Below are 16342 nucleotides of genomic sequence, written 5' to 3'. Positions count from 1 at the left end.
CGGCGTCACGGCCTCCTCGCCGAAGTCACACGGTAGACGTCGTAGACGCCCTCCACACCCCGAACGGCCTTCAGGACATGGCCCAGGTGCTTCGGGTCGCCCATCTCGAAGGTGAAGCGGGAGGTGGCCACCCGGTCGCGGGAGGTCTGGACGGCCGCCGAGAGGATGTTGACGTGCTGGTCGGAGAGGACCCGGGTGACATCGGACAGCAGGCGGGACCGGTCCAGCGCCTCGACCTGGATGGCGACCAGGAAGACGGAGGACTGGGTGGGTGCCCACTCGACGTCCAGGATCCGTTCGGGCTGCTGGGACAGCGAGTCCACGTTGACGCAGTCGGCGCGGTGAACCGATACGCCGCTGCCTCGGGTGACGAATCCGATGATCGGGTCGCCCGGCACCGGGGTGCAGCAGCGGGCGAGCTTGACCCAGACGTCGTCCACGCCCTTGACCACCACGCCCGGGTCGGCGTTGTTGCGCCGCTTGCCGCGGCTGCGGGACGGCGGGACGCTCTCCTCGATGTCCTCGTTGGCGGCCTCTTCGCCGCCCATCGCCTGGACCAGCTTCTGGACCACGGCCTGCGCCGAGACATGCCCCTCGCCGATCGCCGCGTACAGCGAGGAGATGTCGGGGTAGCGCATCTCGTGGGCCAGGGTGACCAGCGAGTCGCCCGTCAGGATCCGCTGGATCGGCAGGTTCTGCTTGCGCATGGCCCGCGCGATGGCGTCCTTGCCCTGCTCGATCGCCTCGTCGCGGCGCTCCTTGGAGAACCAGGCGCGGATCTTGTTGCGGGCCCGGGGGGACTTGACGAAGCCGAGCCAGTCGCGGGACGGGCCGGCGCCCTCGGCCTTGGAGGTGAAGACCTCGACCAGGTCGCCGTTGTCCAGGGTGGATTCCAGCGGGACGAGCCGCCCGTTGACCCGGGCCCCTATGGTCCGGTAGCCGACCTCGGTGTGGACGGCGAAGGCGAAGTCGACCGGCGTGGCACCGGCCGGCAGCGCTATCACATCGCCCTTCGGCGTGAAGACGAAGACCTCGTTGCGGGAGAGGTCGAAGCGCAGCGACTCCAGGAACTCGCCCGGGTCCTCGGTCTCCTTCTGCCAGTCCAGCAGCTGCCGCAGCCAGGCCATGTCGTTGACGGTGTCCTGGCCGGCGCTGCCCTTGGCGGCCTTGGGGACATCGGTACGGATCTTGGAGCTGCCGGCGACGGTCTCCTGCTTGTACTTCCAGTGCGCGGCGATGCCGTACTCGGCGCGGCGGTGCATGTCGAAGGTGCGGATCTGGAGCTCGACCGGCTTGCCGCTGGGCCCGATGACCGTCGTGTGGAGCGACTGGTACATGTTGAACTTGGGCATCGCGATGTAGTCCTTGAACCGGCCGGGGACCGGGTTCCATCGCGCGTGGACGGTGCCGAGGGCCGCGTAGCAGTCGCGGACGGTGTCCACCAGGACGCGGATGCCCACCAGGTCGTAGATCTCGGCGAAGTCGCGGCCCCGCACGATCATCTTCTGGTAGACGCTGTAGTAGTGCTTGGGCCGGCCGGTGACGGTGGCCTTGATCCGGGCGGCCCGCAGGTCGACCATCACCTCGTCGGTGACCACGGCGAGGTACTCGTCCCGCTTGGGCGCGCGCTCGGCGACCAGCCGGACGATCTCGTCGTACATCTTGGGGTAGAGGATCGCGAAGGCGAGGTCCTCCAGCTCCCACTTGATGGTGTTCATGCCCAGCCGGTGGGCCAGCGGGGCGTAGATCTCGAGGGTCTCGCGGGCCTTCTTCTCCTGCTTCTCACGCTTGAGGTAGCGCATGGTGCGCATGTTGTGCAGGCGGTCGGCGAGCTTGATGACCAGGACCCGGGGGTCCTTGGCCATGGCGACGACCATCTTGCGGACGGTCTCGGCCTGGGCGGCCTCGCCGAACTTGACCTTGTCGAGCTTGGTGACCCCGTCGACGAGGAGGGCGACGGCGTCGCCGAAGTCGCGTCTGAGCTGTTCGAGGCCGTACTCGGTGTCCTCGACGGTGTCGTGGAGCAGACCCGCCATCAGGGTGGCCGGGTCCATGCCCAGCTCGGCGAGGATGGTGGTCACCGCGAGCGGGTGGGTGATGTACGGGTCGCCGCTCTTGCGCTTCTGGCCGCGGTGCCAGCGCTCGGCGACCTGGTAGGCCTGCTCGATCTGCCGGAGCGTCGCGGTCTCGATCTTCGGGTCGTTGCTCCGGACTATCCGCAGCAGGGGCTCCAGCACCGGGTTGTACGGGTTGGAACGCTGGACGCCGAGACGGGCGAGCCGGGCGCGCACCCGGTTGGAGGACCCGGCGGACTTCAGCGGCGCGGGCCGGACCGGCGGCGCGGCGGGCTTGGGCGCGGCAGGCGCCGCCTTGGCCTGCTCGGCCTTCGGGTCGGGCTGCGCGGCGGAGATGGGCTGGACCTCGTCTGGCAAGTGCGCTCCTCTGGCGGTACCCCCGGACGGGGGGCGGGGAGGATCCGGGGCCCCCGGTCAGGTCCGGATAACCCATGGTAGCGAGCCTGGCCGTATGGCGTTCGCCCGGCTGCGGTACGGACGGCCGCCCCGGGGCGGAGCACGGCCCTGCCGCCGCTCCGGCGTTTCCGCCCGGGCCCGCGGGAGCCCCGGCGGGAACGCCGGAGCGGCGGGCACCCCCGTTCGGGGTGCCCGCCGCTCCGGTCGGCCGTACCGGTCGTCGTGCCGGTCGTACCGGTTGTCCGTGCCGTCAGACCACGAGCAGCGCGTCCAGCGGGGCACCGGCCAGGGCCGGCTCCAGCCGGGCGCGGCCCGGCAGGAAGGACAGCTCCATCAGGACGGCGAGCCCGGCGACCTGTGCACCCGCCCGCCGGATCAGCTCCAGCGAGGCCTCGGCGGTGCCGCCGGTGGCCAGGACGTCGTCCACGACCAGGACCCGGTCCTCGGCGGTCAGCGCCTCCGCGTGGATCTCGATCTCCGCGGTGCCGTACTCCAGCTCGTACGACTGGGCCAGGGTGGCCCCCGGCAGCTTGCCCGCCTTGCGGACCGGCACGAAGCCGATGCCCGCCCGGACGGCCACCGGAGCGGCCAGGATGAAGCCGCGGGCCTCCAGGCCCACGATCTTCGTGGCCCCGCAGCCGGTGGCGATCTCCACCAGGGCGTCGGTCAGCGCGGCGAAGGCCTGCGGGTCCGCCAGCAGCGGGGTGATGTCCTTGAACATCACGCCCGGCTTGGGGTAGTCCGCGACATCCGTGATCCGGCTGAGCAGCAGCTCCCGGGTCTCGTCGGCGAGCGCGGTCACCGGCGGCGTCCCGTCGCCCGGCCGGCCCGGCCCTGGGACACGACCTCGGCCGTGTTCTCGGCCTCGTCGGTGTCCGTGTCCTCGGCGTCCGCGCTCTGGCCCTTCGCCGCGGCGGCGGCCCGCTTGGCGAGCACCCGCTTCTTCAGGGCCTTCATGGCCGGCTCGCGCTCCTTGAGGTCCACGACCAGCGGGGTCGCGATGAAGATCGAGGAGTACGCACCGGCCGCGAGGCCGACGAACAGCGACAGCGAGATGTCGTTCAGCATGCCCGCGCCCAGGAAGCCGCCGCCGATGAACAGCAGCGCGGCGACCGGGAGGAGGGCCACCACCGTGGTGTTGATGGAGCGGACCAGGGTGCCGTTGACGCTCTTGTTGGCGAGCTCGCTGTAGGTGGAGCGGGTCTGCTTGGTGATGTCCTTGGTGGACTCCTTCAGACCGTCGAAGACGACGACGGTGTCGTAGAGGGAGTAACCGAGGATGGTCAGCAGACCGATGACGGTACCCGGGGTGACCTCGAAACCGACCAGCGCGTAGATGCCGACGGTGATGGTGAGGTCGTGGATCAGCGCGATCAGCGCCGCCACGGCCATCCGCCACTCGAAGGCGATGGCCAGGTAGATCACCACGAGGACCATGAACACGCCGAGGCCGGTCCAGGCCTTGTTCGCGATCTGCTCGCCCCAGCTGGGGCCGACCAGGTCCGCGTTGATGTCCTTCTCGGCCACCTTGAGCTCGCCCGCGAGCTTCTTCTTCACATCGGCCGCGGCATCGGTGTCCAGACCGGAGATCTGGATCCGCAGGCCGCCGGTGCCGAGCTCCTGGACGATCGCGTCATGGCCGGAGGCCTTCTCGGCCTCCTCGGTGGCGTGGGCCACCGAGACGGCCGTCTTCGGGGTGGTGAAGACGGCACCGCCCTTGAACTCGATGCCCATGTTGAGGCCCTGAACGGCCAGGGCCACGATCGCCGTGATGGTGATCAGGATGGAAACGCCGTACCAGACGAAGCGCTTTCCGACGAAGTCGTACCCGACCTCACCGCGGTACAGCTTGGCGCCGAGATCTCCCAGCTTCGACATCTCACGCCTCCTTTACGTCGACGGGGGCGGAGGTGGCGGCGGGGCGGCGGGACCGGCGCAGCGGCGGCTTGGCGCCGAGCCGCTTCGGGTCCAGCCCGGACCACGGGTGCCCGCTGGCGAAGAACTTGGTACGCGCCAGCAGGGTCATGACCGGCTTGGTGAAGAGGAACACCACGACCACGTCGAGCAGGGTGGTCAGACCCAGGGTGAAGGCGAAGCCCTGCACCTTGCCGACGGTGACGATGAAGAGCACCGCCGCGGCCAGGAAGGACACGAAGTCGGACACCAGGATGGTGCGCCGGGCACGCGGCCAGGCACGCTCCACCGCGGGCTTGAGGGTGCGGCCCTCGCGGATCTCGTCGCGGATGCGTTCGAAGTACACGATGAACGAGTCCGCTGTGATGCCGATGGCCACGATCGCACCACAGACGGCGGGCAGGTTCAGCGCGAACCCGATGCCCTTTCCGAGCAGCGCCATGATCGTGTAGGTGAGGATCGCGGAGACCAGCAGCGAGACAACGGCGAGGAGCGCCAGGCCGCGGTAGTAGACCACCAGGTAGAGCACGACGAGGGCGAGGCCGATGGCGCCGGAGATGAGACCGGCCTTCAGCTGCTCGCCGCCGAGCGCGGCGGTCACGGTGGTGACGCTGTCCTCCTGGAAGGACAGCGGCAGGGCGCCGTAGGAGAGCATGTTGCCCAGGTCCTGGGCGGACTGCTGGTTGAAGCCGCCGGAGATCTGGGCGTTGCCGCCGGTGATCGCGGAGCTGACGGAGGGGTCGGAGATGACCTCGCCGTCGAGCACGATGGCGAACTGGTTCATCGGCGGCTGCTGGGCGGCCAGCTGGCCGGTGACCTTGGCGAAGTCGTCCGAGCCCTTGCCGTTGAACTCCATGGTCACGATCCACATGCCGGTCTGCGGATCGATGACGCCCTTGGCGGTCTTGACGTCCTTGCCCTCGACTCCGGCGGGGCCCAGGATCCACTTGCCCCAGGGCGCGTTCTCGCCCTTCTCGCGCTGGCCGCAGGCGACGATGGTGTCGCCCGGCTTGGCGTTCTTGCCGGCGGTGGCGCGCTGCTCTTCCTTGGAGCAGTCGAGCGCGGCGAACTTGGCCTGGATGTCGGCGACGGCAGGGTCGGTCGACGGGGTCGGGGCCGGGGTGGTCGCCTTGTCGTCTGCCTTCTTCGACTGGCTCGCCGAGGGGTTCGGCGAGGGGCTGCCGGTGGCCTTGAGGGCCTCACCGATGGCGCGGCCCTGCGAAGTGGCGCTGGACGACGGGGTGGCGGACGGGCTGGCCTTGCCGCCCTTGTTGTCTCCGGCCTTCGGGGTGCCGGAGGCACTGGCCGACGGGCTCGGGGCGCCGCTCGGGGCACCGGAGGGGTTCGCCGACGGCGTCGGCTCGGGGGCCGCGGCGGCGTCCTGGTAGGCCAGGACGGGGCGGAAGTACAGCTGGGCGGTCGTACCGACCTGTGCGCGAGCCTGCTTCTCGTTCGTCCCCTTGGGGATGTTCACGATGATGTGGTCGCGGCCCTGCGTCTGGACCTCGGCCTCCGAGACACCGAGACCGTTGACACGGCGCTCGATGATCCCGACCGCCGTGTTCATGTTGGTCTCGTTGATCGCGTTCGGCTTGCCGGGCTCGTTCTTCGCCTTCAGCGTGATGCTCGTACCACCGGCGAGGTCGATGCCCAGCCGGGGAGTCGTCTGCTTGGAGATGAACATCCCCGCGGTGAGCGCCACCATCGCGATCAGGATGATGGCCAGGGCGCGCCCCGGCCTCCCCTGAGCCCCCGTGGGCCGCCGGCCCTTCTTCGGTGCTGCCACCTTGTCGTATCTCCCTGTCCAACCGTCCGGCGCTCAGGTCGGCGCTCGGACGGCCACGAAATGTGTGGTGGGGACCCCTGCCCCCCGCAGAAACGGGTCACTGACGGGGACCGTGCCGTCGCCGGTCGGGCGCGGCCGGTCCCCGACGGTGTGCGCTACTTGGCGCCGCCCTCGCCGTCGGTCTTCGGTTCGGCGTCCTTGGGCTCGTCCTTCTTACCCAGGTCCAGCTTCTTGGCCTCGGCCTCGTCCGCGGCCTTGTCCTCGGCCGATTCGATCAGCGAGGAGGCATCATCCGGGACGACCGGCGTGTCGATGGTCAGATCATCGGTCGTTCCGTGGACGATGCGGTTGTACTCCTCGTCCTCGAGCACGGCGCCGATGGCGTTCTTCGCGTAGATGGCATGGACACCGGGGGCCACCTCGAGGGTGACGGTGTCGTCGCCGATCTCCTTGACCGTGGCGTACATGCCGCCGATGGTGCGGACGCCGGTGCCGGGCGTCATCTGTTCGCGCATCTGGACAGCCGCCTGCTGCTTCTTCTTCGCAGAGCGGGTCATCAGGAACATCGCCCCGATGAGCACGATGAACGGGAGGAAGGTCACGAGGTTCACGAGACGAAGATCCTTCGCACGACCGCACTGGAGGGCGGCCTTTTCTACGGGGGTGGGCATGCCGACCTGCACAGTCGGCATCGGCGGAGTCTAGGCGAGTCCGCACCGATGGAACAACGCCCAGCATGTCACCGCAGTTCCACAGGGGGCGATCCTCCGCGCCGTCAGGCCCCGAAGAGCCCTGGTTGTCCGGTCTGCGACGCGGGCGGTACGAGTCCCAGATGTGCCCAGGCCGCAGGGGTTGCGACCCGCCCCCGGGGGGTCCGGGCGAGCAGTCCCTCGCGGACCAGGAACGGCTCGGCGACCTCCTCGACGGTCTCGCGCTCCTCCCCCACCGCCACCGCGAGGGTGGACAGGCCCACGGGCCCGCCGCCGAACAGCTTGAGCAGGGCCTCCAGCACCGCCCGGTCCAGCCGGTCCAGTCCGCGGGCGTCCACCTCGTACACCTGGAGGGCGGTGGAAGCCACCGCACGGGTGATCACGCCGTCCGCCTTGACCTGGGCGTAGTCGCGGACGCGGCGCAGCAGCCGGTTGGCGATGCGCGGGGTGCCGCGGGAGCGGCCGGCGATCTCGGCGGCGCCGGCGGGGTCGATCTCCACGTCGAGGAGCCGGGCGGAGCGGTGGACCACCCGTTCCAGCTCCTCGGGGGCGTAGAACTCCATGTGCCCGGTGAAGCCGAAGCGGTCGCGGAGCGGCGGCGGCAGCAGGCCGGCCCTGGTGGTGGCGCCGACCAGGGTGAACGGCGGCAGTTCCAGCGGGATCGCGGTGGCGCCGGGCCCCTTGCCGACGATCACGTCGACCCGGAAGTCCTCCATGGCCATGTAGAGCATTTCCTCGGCGGGCCGGGACATCCGGTGGATCTCGTCGAGGAAGAGCACCTCGCCCTCCTGGAGGGAGGAGAGGATCGCGGCGAGGTCGCCGGCGTGCTGGATGGCGGGGCCGGAGGTGATCCGGATGGGCGCGCCCATCTCGGCCGCGATGATCATCGAGAGGGTGGTCTTGCCGAGGCCGGGGGCGCCGGAGAGCAGGACGTGGTCGGCGGTGGCGCCGCGCTGGCGGGCCGCCTTCAGGACCAGGTCCAGCTGCTGCCGGACCTTCTCCTGGCCGACGAACTCGCCGAGGTCCTTGGGGCGCAGGGCGGCTTCGACGGCGGTGTCCTCACCGTCCGCCACGGCACCGACCAAGCGCTCCGCGTCCGCGGTGGTTTCCTCGTCCCAGTTCACGTCTCTGCCTTCTCGTTGTGGTGCGGTGGTGTGCGGGGCGGGTGGGCCGCTGCGCGGGGCCATGTCCCCTCCCCGCCCCTTCCCGAAACCGGGGCTCCGCCCCGGACCCCGCGCCCCAAACGCCGGCGGGGCTGCTGTGCAGCCCGCGCGGCGCTTGAGCGCACCGGCGCGAAGCGCCGGGATGGGGGCCGGGGGCTTGCCCCCGGTTTCTGGGGGCACCTCCCAGCGGTAGCTGGGGGAGAAGGGGCGGGGTGGGGGAAAGCCCCGCAGGACTATCTCGCGCGGTTCAGGGTCTGGAGCGCGGCTCGCAGGAGCTGCGGAACCGGGGCCGAGCCCGATTCCGCGATGGCCGCCTCCGCCTGCGGGGTCACGGCGGTGACCGCGTCCTCCGCCTCCCGCGACGCATAGCCGAGGCCGATCAGCGCGGCGGAGAGCTGCTCGGTCCACGGGGCCGGGCCGGTTGCCACGGCCCGCTGGGCGCCCACCAGGCCGCTGCTGCCCAGCGGGGCCCCCAGCTTGTCCTTGAGCTCCAGCAGGAGCTTCTGGGCGCCCTTCTTGCCGATCCCCGGGACGGCCGTCAGGGCCTTCTCGTCGCCCGTGGAGACGGCCAGCCGCAGGGCGTCCGGGCTGTGCACGCCCAGCATCGCCTGGGCCAGCCGCGGCCCGACCCCGCTGGCGGTCTGCAGCAGCTCGAAGACCTGGCGTTCGTCGTCGTCCGCGAAGCCGTACAGGGTGAGGGAGTCCTCCCGGACCACCAGGGAGGTGGCCAGGCGGGCGGCCTCGCCGATCCGCAGGCCCGCGATGGTGTTCGGGGTGCACTGGACGGCCATGCCCACTCCTCCGACCTCGATCACGGCCGTGGTGGGGGCGAGGGCGGCCACCGGGCCGCTGACGAAGGCGATCATGTGCTGCGGCCTTTCGAGGCGTGCAGGGCTACGGCCTGCTGGAGGCGGTTCTGGGCGGGGGCCCGCCAGATGTGGCAGATGGCGAGGGCGAGGGCGTCGGCGGCATCGGCCGGCTTCGGCGGGGCCGGCAGCCGGAGCAGCCGGGTCACCATGGCTCCGACCTGCGCCTTGTCGGCCCGGCCGCTGCCGGTGACGGCCGCTTTGACCTCGCTGGGGGTGTGCAGGGCCACCGGTATCCCGCGGCGCGCCGCGCACAGCATGGCGACGGCGCTGGCCTGGGCGGTGCCCATGACCGTCCGCACGTTGTGCTGGCTGAACACCCGCTCCACCGCCACCAGCTCCGGCCGGTGCTCGTCCAGCCAGGCCTCCAGGCCCGCCTCGATGGCGACCAGCCGGGCTCCGATGTCGGCGTCCGGCGGGGTGCGTACGACGCCCACGCCGAGCATGGTCAGGGGGCGGCCGGCGACTCCCTCGACCACCCCGACACCGCACCGGGTCAGTCCCGGGTCCACACCCAGTACGCGCACCCCGCCCCCTTCTTCGCTCTCCTGTTTGTGCAGGCTAACGGGTGCCACCGACAGGCGCCGAAAACGCGGCGGGCCGACGGGGTGTGATCCCCGTCGGCCCGCCGTCAGAGCGTGGACGCCGCCTCAGGCGTCGACCTTCTCCATGACCTCGTCCGAGACGTCGAAGTTGGCGAAGACGTTCTGCACGTCGTCGCTGTCCTCCAGCGCGTCGATCAGCTTGAACATCTTGCGCGCGCCCTCCTCGTCCAGCTCGACCTGCATGGTCGGGACGAAGCTGGACTCGGCCGAGTCGTAGTCGATGCCGGCGTCCTGGAGCGCGGTACGGACCGCGACCAGGTCGGTGGATTCGCTGATGATCTCGAAGTTCTCACCGAGGTCGTTGACCTCTTCGGCCCCGGCGTCCAGGACGGCACCGAGGACGTCGTCCTCGGACAGCTCGCCCTTGGGCAGGACGACGACGCCCTTGCGGTTGAACAGGTACGAGACCGAGCCCGGGTCGGCCATCGATCCGCCGTTGCGGGTCATGGCCACCCGCACGTCGGACGCGGCGCGGTTGCGGTTGTCGGTGAGGCACTCGATGAGCACCGCGACACCGTTCGGACCGTAGCCCTCGTACATGATCGTCGCGTAGTCGACGCCGCCGGCCTCGAGACCGCCGCCGCGCTTGACCGCGGAGTCGATGTTCTTGTTCGGAACCGAGCTCTTCTTGGCCTTCTGGATGGCGTCGAAGAGGGTCGGGTTGCCGTCCGGGTCGGCGCCGCCGGTACGGGCCGCGACCTCGATGTTCTTGATCAGCTTCGCGAAGAGCTTGCCGCGCTTGGCATCGATCACGGCCTTCTTGTGCTTCGTCGTAGCCCATTTAGAGTGGCCGGACATCCGCCTGTCTCCTTCGCGTAACCAACAGTGTTCGTGCCCGATCCTACCGAAGCGCCGTCACGCCCCCGCGCGCACCATGTCCACGAAGTACGCGTGGACCCGGTCGTCGCCGGTGAGTTCCGGGTGGAAGGAGGTGGCGAGCACGTTGCCCTGGCGCACGGCGACGGTGTGGCCGTCGTACGTGGCGAGCACCTCGGCGGCGGCGCCGACGGACTCCACCCAGGGGGCGCGGATGAAGACGCCCTCGACCGGTCCGCCCTCGATGCCGGCGAAGTCGATCTGCGCCTCGAAGGACTCGTTCTGCCGTCCGAAGGCGTTGCGGCGGACGATCATGTCGATGCCGCCGAGCGTCTCCTGGTCCTCACGGCCGTCCAGCAGCTTGTCGGCGAGCATGATCATGCCCGCGCAGGTGCCGTAGACGGGCATGCCGGCGCGCACGCGCTCGCGCAGCGGCTCCAGCATGCCGAAGAGGACGGCGAGCTTCGACATGGTCGTGGACTCGCCACCGGGGATGACCAGGGCGTCGACCTCGGCGAGCTCCTCGGGGCGCCGGACCGGCCTGGCCACGGCGTCCGCCGCGGCCAGGGCGATCAGGTGCTCCCGTACGTCGCCCTGGAGGGCCAGGACGCCTATCACGGGGGGGTTGTTCATGGGAGTGGTGCCTTACCAGCCGCGGTTGGCGTAGCGCTCGGCCTCGGGCAGGGTGTCGCAGTTGATGCCGACCATGGCCTCGCCCAGGTTGCGGGAGGCGTCCGCGATGATCTTCGGGTCGTCGAAGAAGGTGGTGGCCTTCACGATGGCGGCGGCGCGCTTGGCCGGGTCGCCCGACTTGAAGATGCCGGAGCCGACGAAGACACCCTCGGCGCCGAGCTGGCGCATCAGGGCGGCGTCGGCCGGGGTGGCGACGCCACCGGCGGAGAACAGCACCACGGGGAGCTTGCCGAGCTCGGCGACCTCCTTGACCAGCTCGTACGGGGCGCGGAGCTCCTTGGCGGCGGCGTACAGCTCGTTGTTGTCGAAGCCGCGCAGCTTGGCGATCTCGTTCTTGATCTGGCGCAGGTGGCGGACGGCCTCGACCACGTTGCCGGTGCCGGCCTCGCCCTTGGAGCGGATCATGGCCGCGCCCTCGGCGATGCGGCGCAGGGCCTCGCCCAGGTTGGTGGCGCCACAGACGAAGGGGGTGGTGAAGGCCCACTTGTCGGAGTGGTTGACCTCGTCGGCCGGGGTCAGGACCTCGGACTCGTCGATGTAGTCGACGCCGAGGGACTGGAGCACCTGGGCCTCGACGAAGTGGCCGATGCGGGACTTGGCCATGACCGGGATGGAGACGGCCTCGATGATCTCTTCGATCATGTTGGGGTCGGACATCCGGGCGACGCCGCCGTCCTTGCGGATGTCGGCGGGAACCCGCTCCAGGGCCATGACGGCCACGGCGCCGGCGTCCTCGGCGATCTTCGCCTGCTCGGCGTTGACCACGTCCATGATCACGCCGCCCTTGAGCTGCTCGGCCATGCCGCGCTTGACGCGCGAGGTGCCGATCGCCGAGGACTCAGCGGACTGCGGGTTGGTGGAAAGCGTGCTCACGGGGTGACCTCACTCGAAGGAAGACGTCTGTACCGCAGGGGTACGGATCTACTCGGCTGAGCAAACCGCCACCGACCAGTCCACTGCAAGGGCCAATAAGGAGCCGGTGGCTCCTTCCAACTTGGCCACCGGGTACAAATCAGGGGTCAGGTACGTCAGGGACGGTCGGCCAGGTCGGCCGGGGGCTCGTCGTCCATCTCGAACGCGAGCGGGAAGGGTGCGTGCCCGGCCAGTCTGAACCAGCGGACCTTGCGATGGGTGCGCAGCGCGCGGGCGGCGCGTACGGCATCGTTGTGGAACCGCCGGGCCATCGGCACCCGGCGCACGGCCGCGGCCAGCTCCTCGGCGGCCTGCTCGCCGCCCGGGGCCTCCTTGAGGGCCTCCACCTGCGCCGCATCGGCGAACACGGCGCGCAGGGCCTGGCTCAGCTCGCTCTCGGCCACCTCGCGGTGGTCCTCCTCGGCCTGCCGGGCGGCGTGCGCGGCCTCGTAGAGCACGAGGGAGGAGGCGGGATCCAGCACCCCGGAGGTGGCCACCTCGATCACCACGGAGGCCCGCCGCAGGAGCTGGGCGTCGAGCGCGGCCCGGGCGGCGTCCATCCGCGAGTGCAACCGGTCGAGCCGCCCGGCGGTCCAGCTGAGGTAGACCCCGATGACGCCGAGCGCCAGCACGATCCATACGAGGGTTTCGATCACGCGGGGTGACATTACCGGTCCGGTGGGCGGGGCCCCGACCGGGCCTTACCGGCCTCCTACCGCGGCCGTGCTCTGTTGTGGGGTCATGACCACGCTGAGCGCCACCGGGGCGGGGACCGCGTCCGGCACCCCGCGCGTCCCCCGCCCCCGTCTGCTGCTCGCCGGCGCCCTGCTGCTGACCGGTCTCTCGCTGGCCGGCTGGACGGCGGCCGGACGGCTGTGGGGCGGTGACGGCGGCCTGATGGCCCTCGTCGTGGCCCGGGAGTACCAGGTGCCGTCCCTGTGGCTGGTCCTGGCCTCGCTGGCCGGGGCCCTCGCGCTGGGCGTGCGGAGCGGATCGGTCAGGGGCGCCGGATACGTGGGCCTGAGCCTGGTCACCCTGCCGGTCCTGGTGCTGGCCGAGCTGACGTCCTCGGCGCCGGAGTCGGTGCGCGTGGCGGCCCCCGGGCGGGACGACCGGCACCTCCTCGTGCACCGCACCGAGTCGGGCCCGGACCCGGTCTGGCTGGTGTACGTACGGCAGGGCGACTGGCCGCTGGAGCGGCGCTGGCTGGTGGGCTCCTTCCACGGCGACGAGGCGTACGACGGGCTGGCCGCGGCGGTCTGGGACGGACCCGGCCGGGTCCGCCTGGACACCTCCGGCGGTGAGACGTACCTGGTCGGCGTCGCCCCCTCAGGGCGCCCCGACCGCCGGATCACGGTCCCCTGAGCGGGGCGGCGCTCGGCCCGCCTACCCGGGCCGAGCGGCGCCCGCGGCGCCATGGCAGCCACGGAACCGGCCGACAAGCCGGCCCCGCGCCGGCCACCCCCGTCAGGCTCCCGGCTCGCGGCCCGCCCGGTGCCGGTACCGGGCCGAGCGGCGCCCGCGGGGCCGTGGCCGCTGCCGAATCTGCCGGCAGGCAGGGCCGTCAGGCCCCCGGGTCGCGGGTCAGGCCCAGCCGGGTGCGGAGCGGGACGCGTTCGTCGGTGGCGACCGCCGCCGCGCCCATCGTCACCGTCTCGTAGACGGCCAGGATGTCCGCACCGACCGTGGACCAGTCGAAGCGGCGGACGTGGGCCGAGCCGTGGACCGCCAGGGCGGTCCGGCGGTCCGGGTCGCGGAGCAGCCCGATCGCGGCGGCGGCCAGGGCGTCCGGGTCCTCGTTGGCGAAGAGCTCGCCCGCCGCGCCCTGGTCCAGGACCTGGGCGAAGGCGTCGAGGTCGGAGGCGAGCACGGTGGCGCCCGCCGACAGCGCCTCGACCAGGATGATGCCGAAGCTCTCGCCGCCCGTGTTCGGGGCGACGTACACGTCCACGCTGCGCAGCAGCCGCGCCTTGTCCTCGTCCGAGACCATGCCCAGGAAGGTCACCTTGGCGCGGAGCTCCGGCGGCAGGGTGGCGACCGCCTCCTCCTCGTCGCCGCGGCCGGCGACCAGCAGGCGGACGTCCGGGCAGGCCTCCGCGATCTTCGGGAAGGCCGCCATCAGCACGGGCAGGCCCTTGCGGGGCTCGTCGATCCGGCCGATGAAGCCCAGGGTGGTGCCCGCCCACTCGGGGTTGGGCTCGGCCCGGGCGAAGAAGTCCACGTCGACCCCGTTGGGGATGACCACCGCATCGCCGCCCAGGTGTTCCACCAGGGTGCGCCGGGCGTACTCGCTGACCGCGATCCGTGCGCTGATCTTCTCCAGGGCGGGCTGCAGGATCGGGTACGCGGCGATCATCGCCCGGGACCTCGGGTTCGAGGTGTGGAAGGTGGCCACGATCGGGCCGTGCGCCGCCCAGCAGGACAGCAGCCCGAGCGAGGGCGAGGCCGGCTCGTGAATGTGGATCACGTCGAAGGTGCCGTCGTGCAGCCAGCGCCGGACCCGTGCGGCGGACAGGAAGCCGAAGTTCAGCCGGGCCACCGAACCGTTGTACGGCACCGGAACCGCGCGGCCGGCCGAGACCACGTACGGCGGCAGCGGGGTGTCGTCGTCCGCCGGAGCGAGCACGGACACCTCGTGGCCGAGCCCGATCAGATGTTCGGCCAGGTCGCGGATGTGGAACTGGACGCCGCCGGGGACGTCCCAGGAGTACGGGCAGACGATGCCGATCTTCACGCCCCGGCCTCCGCTGCCTCGTGCGGCCCGTTCCCTCGCGGCTCCAGGTCGTCCAGCCACAGCCGCTGGAGCATGTGCCAGTCCTCGGGGTGCTCGGCGATGCCGGACGCGAAGGCGTCGGCCACCATCTGGGTCATCGCGGCGGTCTTGGCCGGCCGGGTGCCCGTCTCGGGCACCGGCACCGGCGGGTGGATGCGGCCGTACATCCGGGGGCTGTCCCCGTACCAGAGGGTGGCCGGCAGCAGGACCGCCCCGGTCTGCTGGGCGAGCAGCGCGGGTCCGGCCGGCATCCGGGCGGTGGCGCCGAAGAACTCCACCTCGACGCCGGAGGAGGACAGGTCCCGGTCGGCGACCAGGCAGACCAGCCCGCCGGCCCGCAGCCGTCGGGCGAGCGTGCCGAAGGCGGCGCCGCCGGTGTGTGGCAGCACCTCCATGCCCAGGCTCTCCCGGTAGGCCACGAAGCGGTCGAACAGCGTCTCCGGCTTGAGGCGCTCGGCGACCGTGGTGAAGGGGATTCCCAGGTGGGTGGTGGCCCAGGCGCCCGCCAGGTCCCAGTTGGCCAGGTGCGGCAGCGCGACGATCACTCCGCGGCCGGAGGCGAGTGCCTCCCGGAGGATGTGGTCGTCCTCTATCCGCACGTCCCGGCCGAAGCGCTCCTTGGGCACGGCGGGCAGCCGGAAGGATTCCATCCAGTAGCGCATGTACGAGCGCATGCCCGCCCGGGAGAGCTCGCGCAGCTGCTCCGGCCCGGCCTCCGGCAGCACTCGAGCCAGGTTCGACTCCAGCCGCTGCACGCTGCGGCCGTGCCGCTTCCAGACGAAGTCGGCGATCCGCCGGCCCAGGGCGACGGCCGCCGGCTCGGGCAGCTTCTTCACCCCGGCCCAGCCGGCTCCGTACAGTCCGTCGGTCAGCCGGTCCCGCATCGAACCCATCAGACGGCGCCGTTCTCGGAGGAGCCGGCGGAGGAGGCCGAGGTGCCGGAGCCGTCGGCCCCGTCGGAGGCCACGGCATCCGCCTCCGCCGCCTCCCGGCGTACGGTCACCACCCGCTGGATCAGCGTCACCAGCGAGCCCACGGCCACCACCCAGAGCGCGACCGGCAGCAGCACCCCGATCCAGGAGGGCACACCGAAGGTCTGCAGCCCGGAGAGACCGGCCGCGACCAGCGAGATCACCAGCCGCTCGGCCCGCTCGATCAGGCCGTTGACGGCCACCGGCAGCCCGATCGACTCGCCCCGGGCCTTGGTGTACGAAACCACCTGACCGCTGGCCAGGCAGAAGATCGCCACCGCACACAGGGCGTTGTTGTCGCCGCCGCCCGCGTACCAGAGCGCCAGGCCGCCGAAGATCGCCGCGTCCGCGACCCGGTCCAGGGTGGAGTCGAGGAAGGCCCCCCACCGGCTGGACACCCCGGCCTGGCGGGCCATGTTCCCGTCCACCAGATCGGAGAAGACGAAGGCGGTGATGGTGATCGTGCCCCAGAAGAACTCGCCGCGGGGGAAGAAGACCAGCGCACCGGCCACCACTCCGGCCGTGCCGATCAGGGTGACCGCGTCCGGGCTCACCCCCCGCCGGAGCAGGAACGCGGCGAACGGGGTGAGAACACGCGTGAAGAAGGCACGCGCGTACTTGTTCAGCATGGTCTTCCCAGGGGTCGCTGGGCCGCACGGCCA

The 16342-nt window shown here is 71.4% G+C and carries 16 protein-coding genes; 1 reads left to right on the top strand and 15 read right to left on the bottom strand.

The window, feature by feature from the left end; genetic code table 11:
* Positions 1-5: 5 nt before the first annotated feature.
* From DEJ50_RS27585 to DEJ50_RS27530, 12 genes are all read right to left on the bottom strand, one after another.
* Positions 6-2432 (bottom strand): RelA/SpoT family protein, encoded by a 2427-nt coding sequence (locus DEJ50_RS27585; RefSeq protein ID WP_150210785.1) that lies wholly within the window; start codon positions 2430-2432, stop codon positions 6-8.
* Positions 2433-2721: 289 nt separating this feature from the next.
* On the bottom strand, positions 2722-3273 hold the full coding sequence (locus DEJ50_RS27580; RefSeq protein WP_150210784.1) for an adenine phosphoribosyltransferase: 552 nt from the start codon (positions 3271-3273) through the stop codon (positions 2722-2724).
* Entirely contained in the window at positions 3270-4349 is a 1080-nt protein-coding gene (secF, locus tag DEJ50_RS27575) for a protein translocase subunit SecF (protein ID WP_150210783.1), read from the bottom strand. The genes DEJ50_RS27580 and secF overlap by 4 nt, the downstream gene beginning before the upstream one ends.
* A gap of 1 nt (position 4350) precedes the next feature.
* The gene (gene secD, locus DEJ50_RS27570; RefSeq protein ID WP_150210782.1) at positions 4351-6171 is read right to left on the bottom strand and encodes a protein translocase subunit SecD; all 1821 of its coding nucleotides are present in this window, start codon (positions 6169-6171) and stop codon (positions 4351-4353) included.
* A 155-nt stretch (positions 6172-6326) separates the two neighbouring features.
* Positions 6327-6782: a preprotein translocase subunit YajC gene (gene yajC / locus DEJ50_RS27565; RefSeq protein ID WP_150210781.1), complete on the bottom strand. Its 456-nt coding sequence runs from the start codon at positions 6780-6782 to the stop codon at positions 6327-6329.
* Between the two features lie 164 nt (positions 6783-6946).
* Complete coding sequence (gene ruvB, locus DEJ50_RS27560) at positions 6947-8005, bottom strand: Holliday junction branch migration DNA helicase RuvB (RefSeq protein ID WP_150210780.1); 1059 nt, start codon at positions 8003-8005, stop codon at positions 6947-6949.
* 272 nt (positions 8006-8277) lie between these two features.
* Positions 8278-8910 carry a Holliday junction branch migration protein RuvA gene (gene ruvA, locus DEJ50_RS27555; RefSeq protein WP_150210779.1) on the bottom strand — a complete coding sequence of 211 codons (633 nt, stop codon included), beginning with the start codon at positions 8908-8910 and terminating at the stop codon, positions 8278-8280.
* The gene (ruvC, locus tag DEJ50_RS27550; RefSeq protein WP_150210778.1) at positions 8907-9437 is read right to left on the bottom strand and encodes a crossover junction endodeoxyribonuclease RuvC; all 531 of its coding nucleotides are present in this window, start codon (positions 9435-9437) and stop codon (positions 8907-8909) included. Before ruvC ends, ruvA begins: the two co-directional genes overlap by 4 nt.
* Positions 9438-9560: 123 nt before the next feature.
* Positions 9561-10313, bottom strand: a complete 753-nt coding sequence (locus tag DEJ50_RS27545; protein ID WP_150210777.1) for a YebC/PmpR family DNA-binding transcriptional regulator — start codon at positions 10311-10313, stop codon at positions 9561-9563.
* Positions 10314-10370: 57 nt separating this feature from the next.
* On the bottom strand, positions 10371-10964 hold the full coding sequence (gene pdxT / locus DEJ50_RS27540; protein ID WP_150210776.1) for a pyridoxal 5'-phosphate synthase glutaminase subunit PdxT: 594 nt from the start codon (positions 10962-10964) through the stop codon (positions 10371-10373).
* Positions 10965-10976: 12 nt separating this feature from the next.
* The gene (gene pdxS / locus DEJ50_RS27535; RefSeq protein WP_150210775.1) at positions 10977-11897 is read right to left on the bottom strand and encodes a pyridoxal 5'-phosphate synthase lyase subunit PdxS; all 921 of its coding nucleotides are present in this window, start codon (positions 11895-11897) and stop codon (positions 10977-10979) included.
* A 155-nt stretch (positions 11898-12052) separates the two neighbouring features.
* A complete protein-coding gene (locus DEJ50_RS27530) occupies positions 12053-12592 on the bottom strand; it encodes a hypothetical protein (protein ID WP_150210774.1) in 540 nt (179 codons plus the stop codon).
* 85 nt (positions 12593-12677) lie between these two features.
* Here DEJ50_RS27530 and DEJ50_RS27525 point away from each other — a divergent pair, with 85 nt between their 5' ends.
* Positions 12678-13301, top strand: coding sequence for a hypothetical protein (locus tag DEJ50_RS27525; protein ID WP_150210773.1), 624 nt, complete (start codon positions 12678-12680; stop codon positions 13299-13301).
* A 199-nt stretch (positions 13302-13500) separates the two neighbouring features.
* Here the strand turns inward: DEJ50_RS27525 and DEJ50_RS27520 are convergent, their stop codons facing one another.
* From DEJ50_RS27520 to pgsA, 3 genes are read right to left on the bottom strand one after another with little or no spacing between them, the layout of a single operon-like run.
* Positions 13501-14670 carry a glycosyltransferase family 4 protein gene (locus DEJ50_RS27520; protein ID WP_150210772.1) on the bottom strand — a complete coding sequence of 390 codons (1170 nt, stop codon included), beginning with the start codon at positions 14668-14670 and terminating at the stop codon, positions 13501-13503.
* Entirely contained in the window at positions 14667-15602 is a 936-nt protein-coding gene (locus tag DEJ50_RS27515; RefSeq protein ID WP_150210771.1) for a phosphatidylinositol mannoside acyltransferase, read from the bottom strand. The genes DEJ50_RS27520 and DEJ50_RS27515 overlap by 4 nt, the downstream gene beginning before the upstream one ends.
* Positions 15602-16309: a phosphatidylinositol phosphate synthase gene (gene pgsA / locus DEJ50_RS27510; protein ID WP_150210770.1), complete on the bottom strand. Its 708-nt coding sequence runs from the start codon at positions 16307-16309 to the stop codon at positions 15602-15604. Before pgsA ends, DEJ50_RS27515 begins: the two co-directional genes overlap by 1 nt.
* Positions 16310-16342 lie beyond the last annotated feature (33 nt).

Origin of the sequence: Streptomyces venezuelae (assembly GCF_008642295.1) — a bacterium.
In the GTDB taxonomy this organism is placed as follows: Bacteria; Actinomycetota; Actinomycetes; order Streptomycetales; family Streptomycetaceae; genus Streptomyces; species Streptomyces venezuelae_C.
This window is presented reverse-complemented; position numbering and strand designations above follow the sequence as displayed.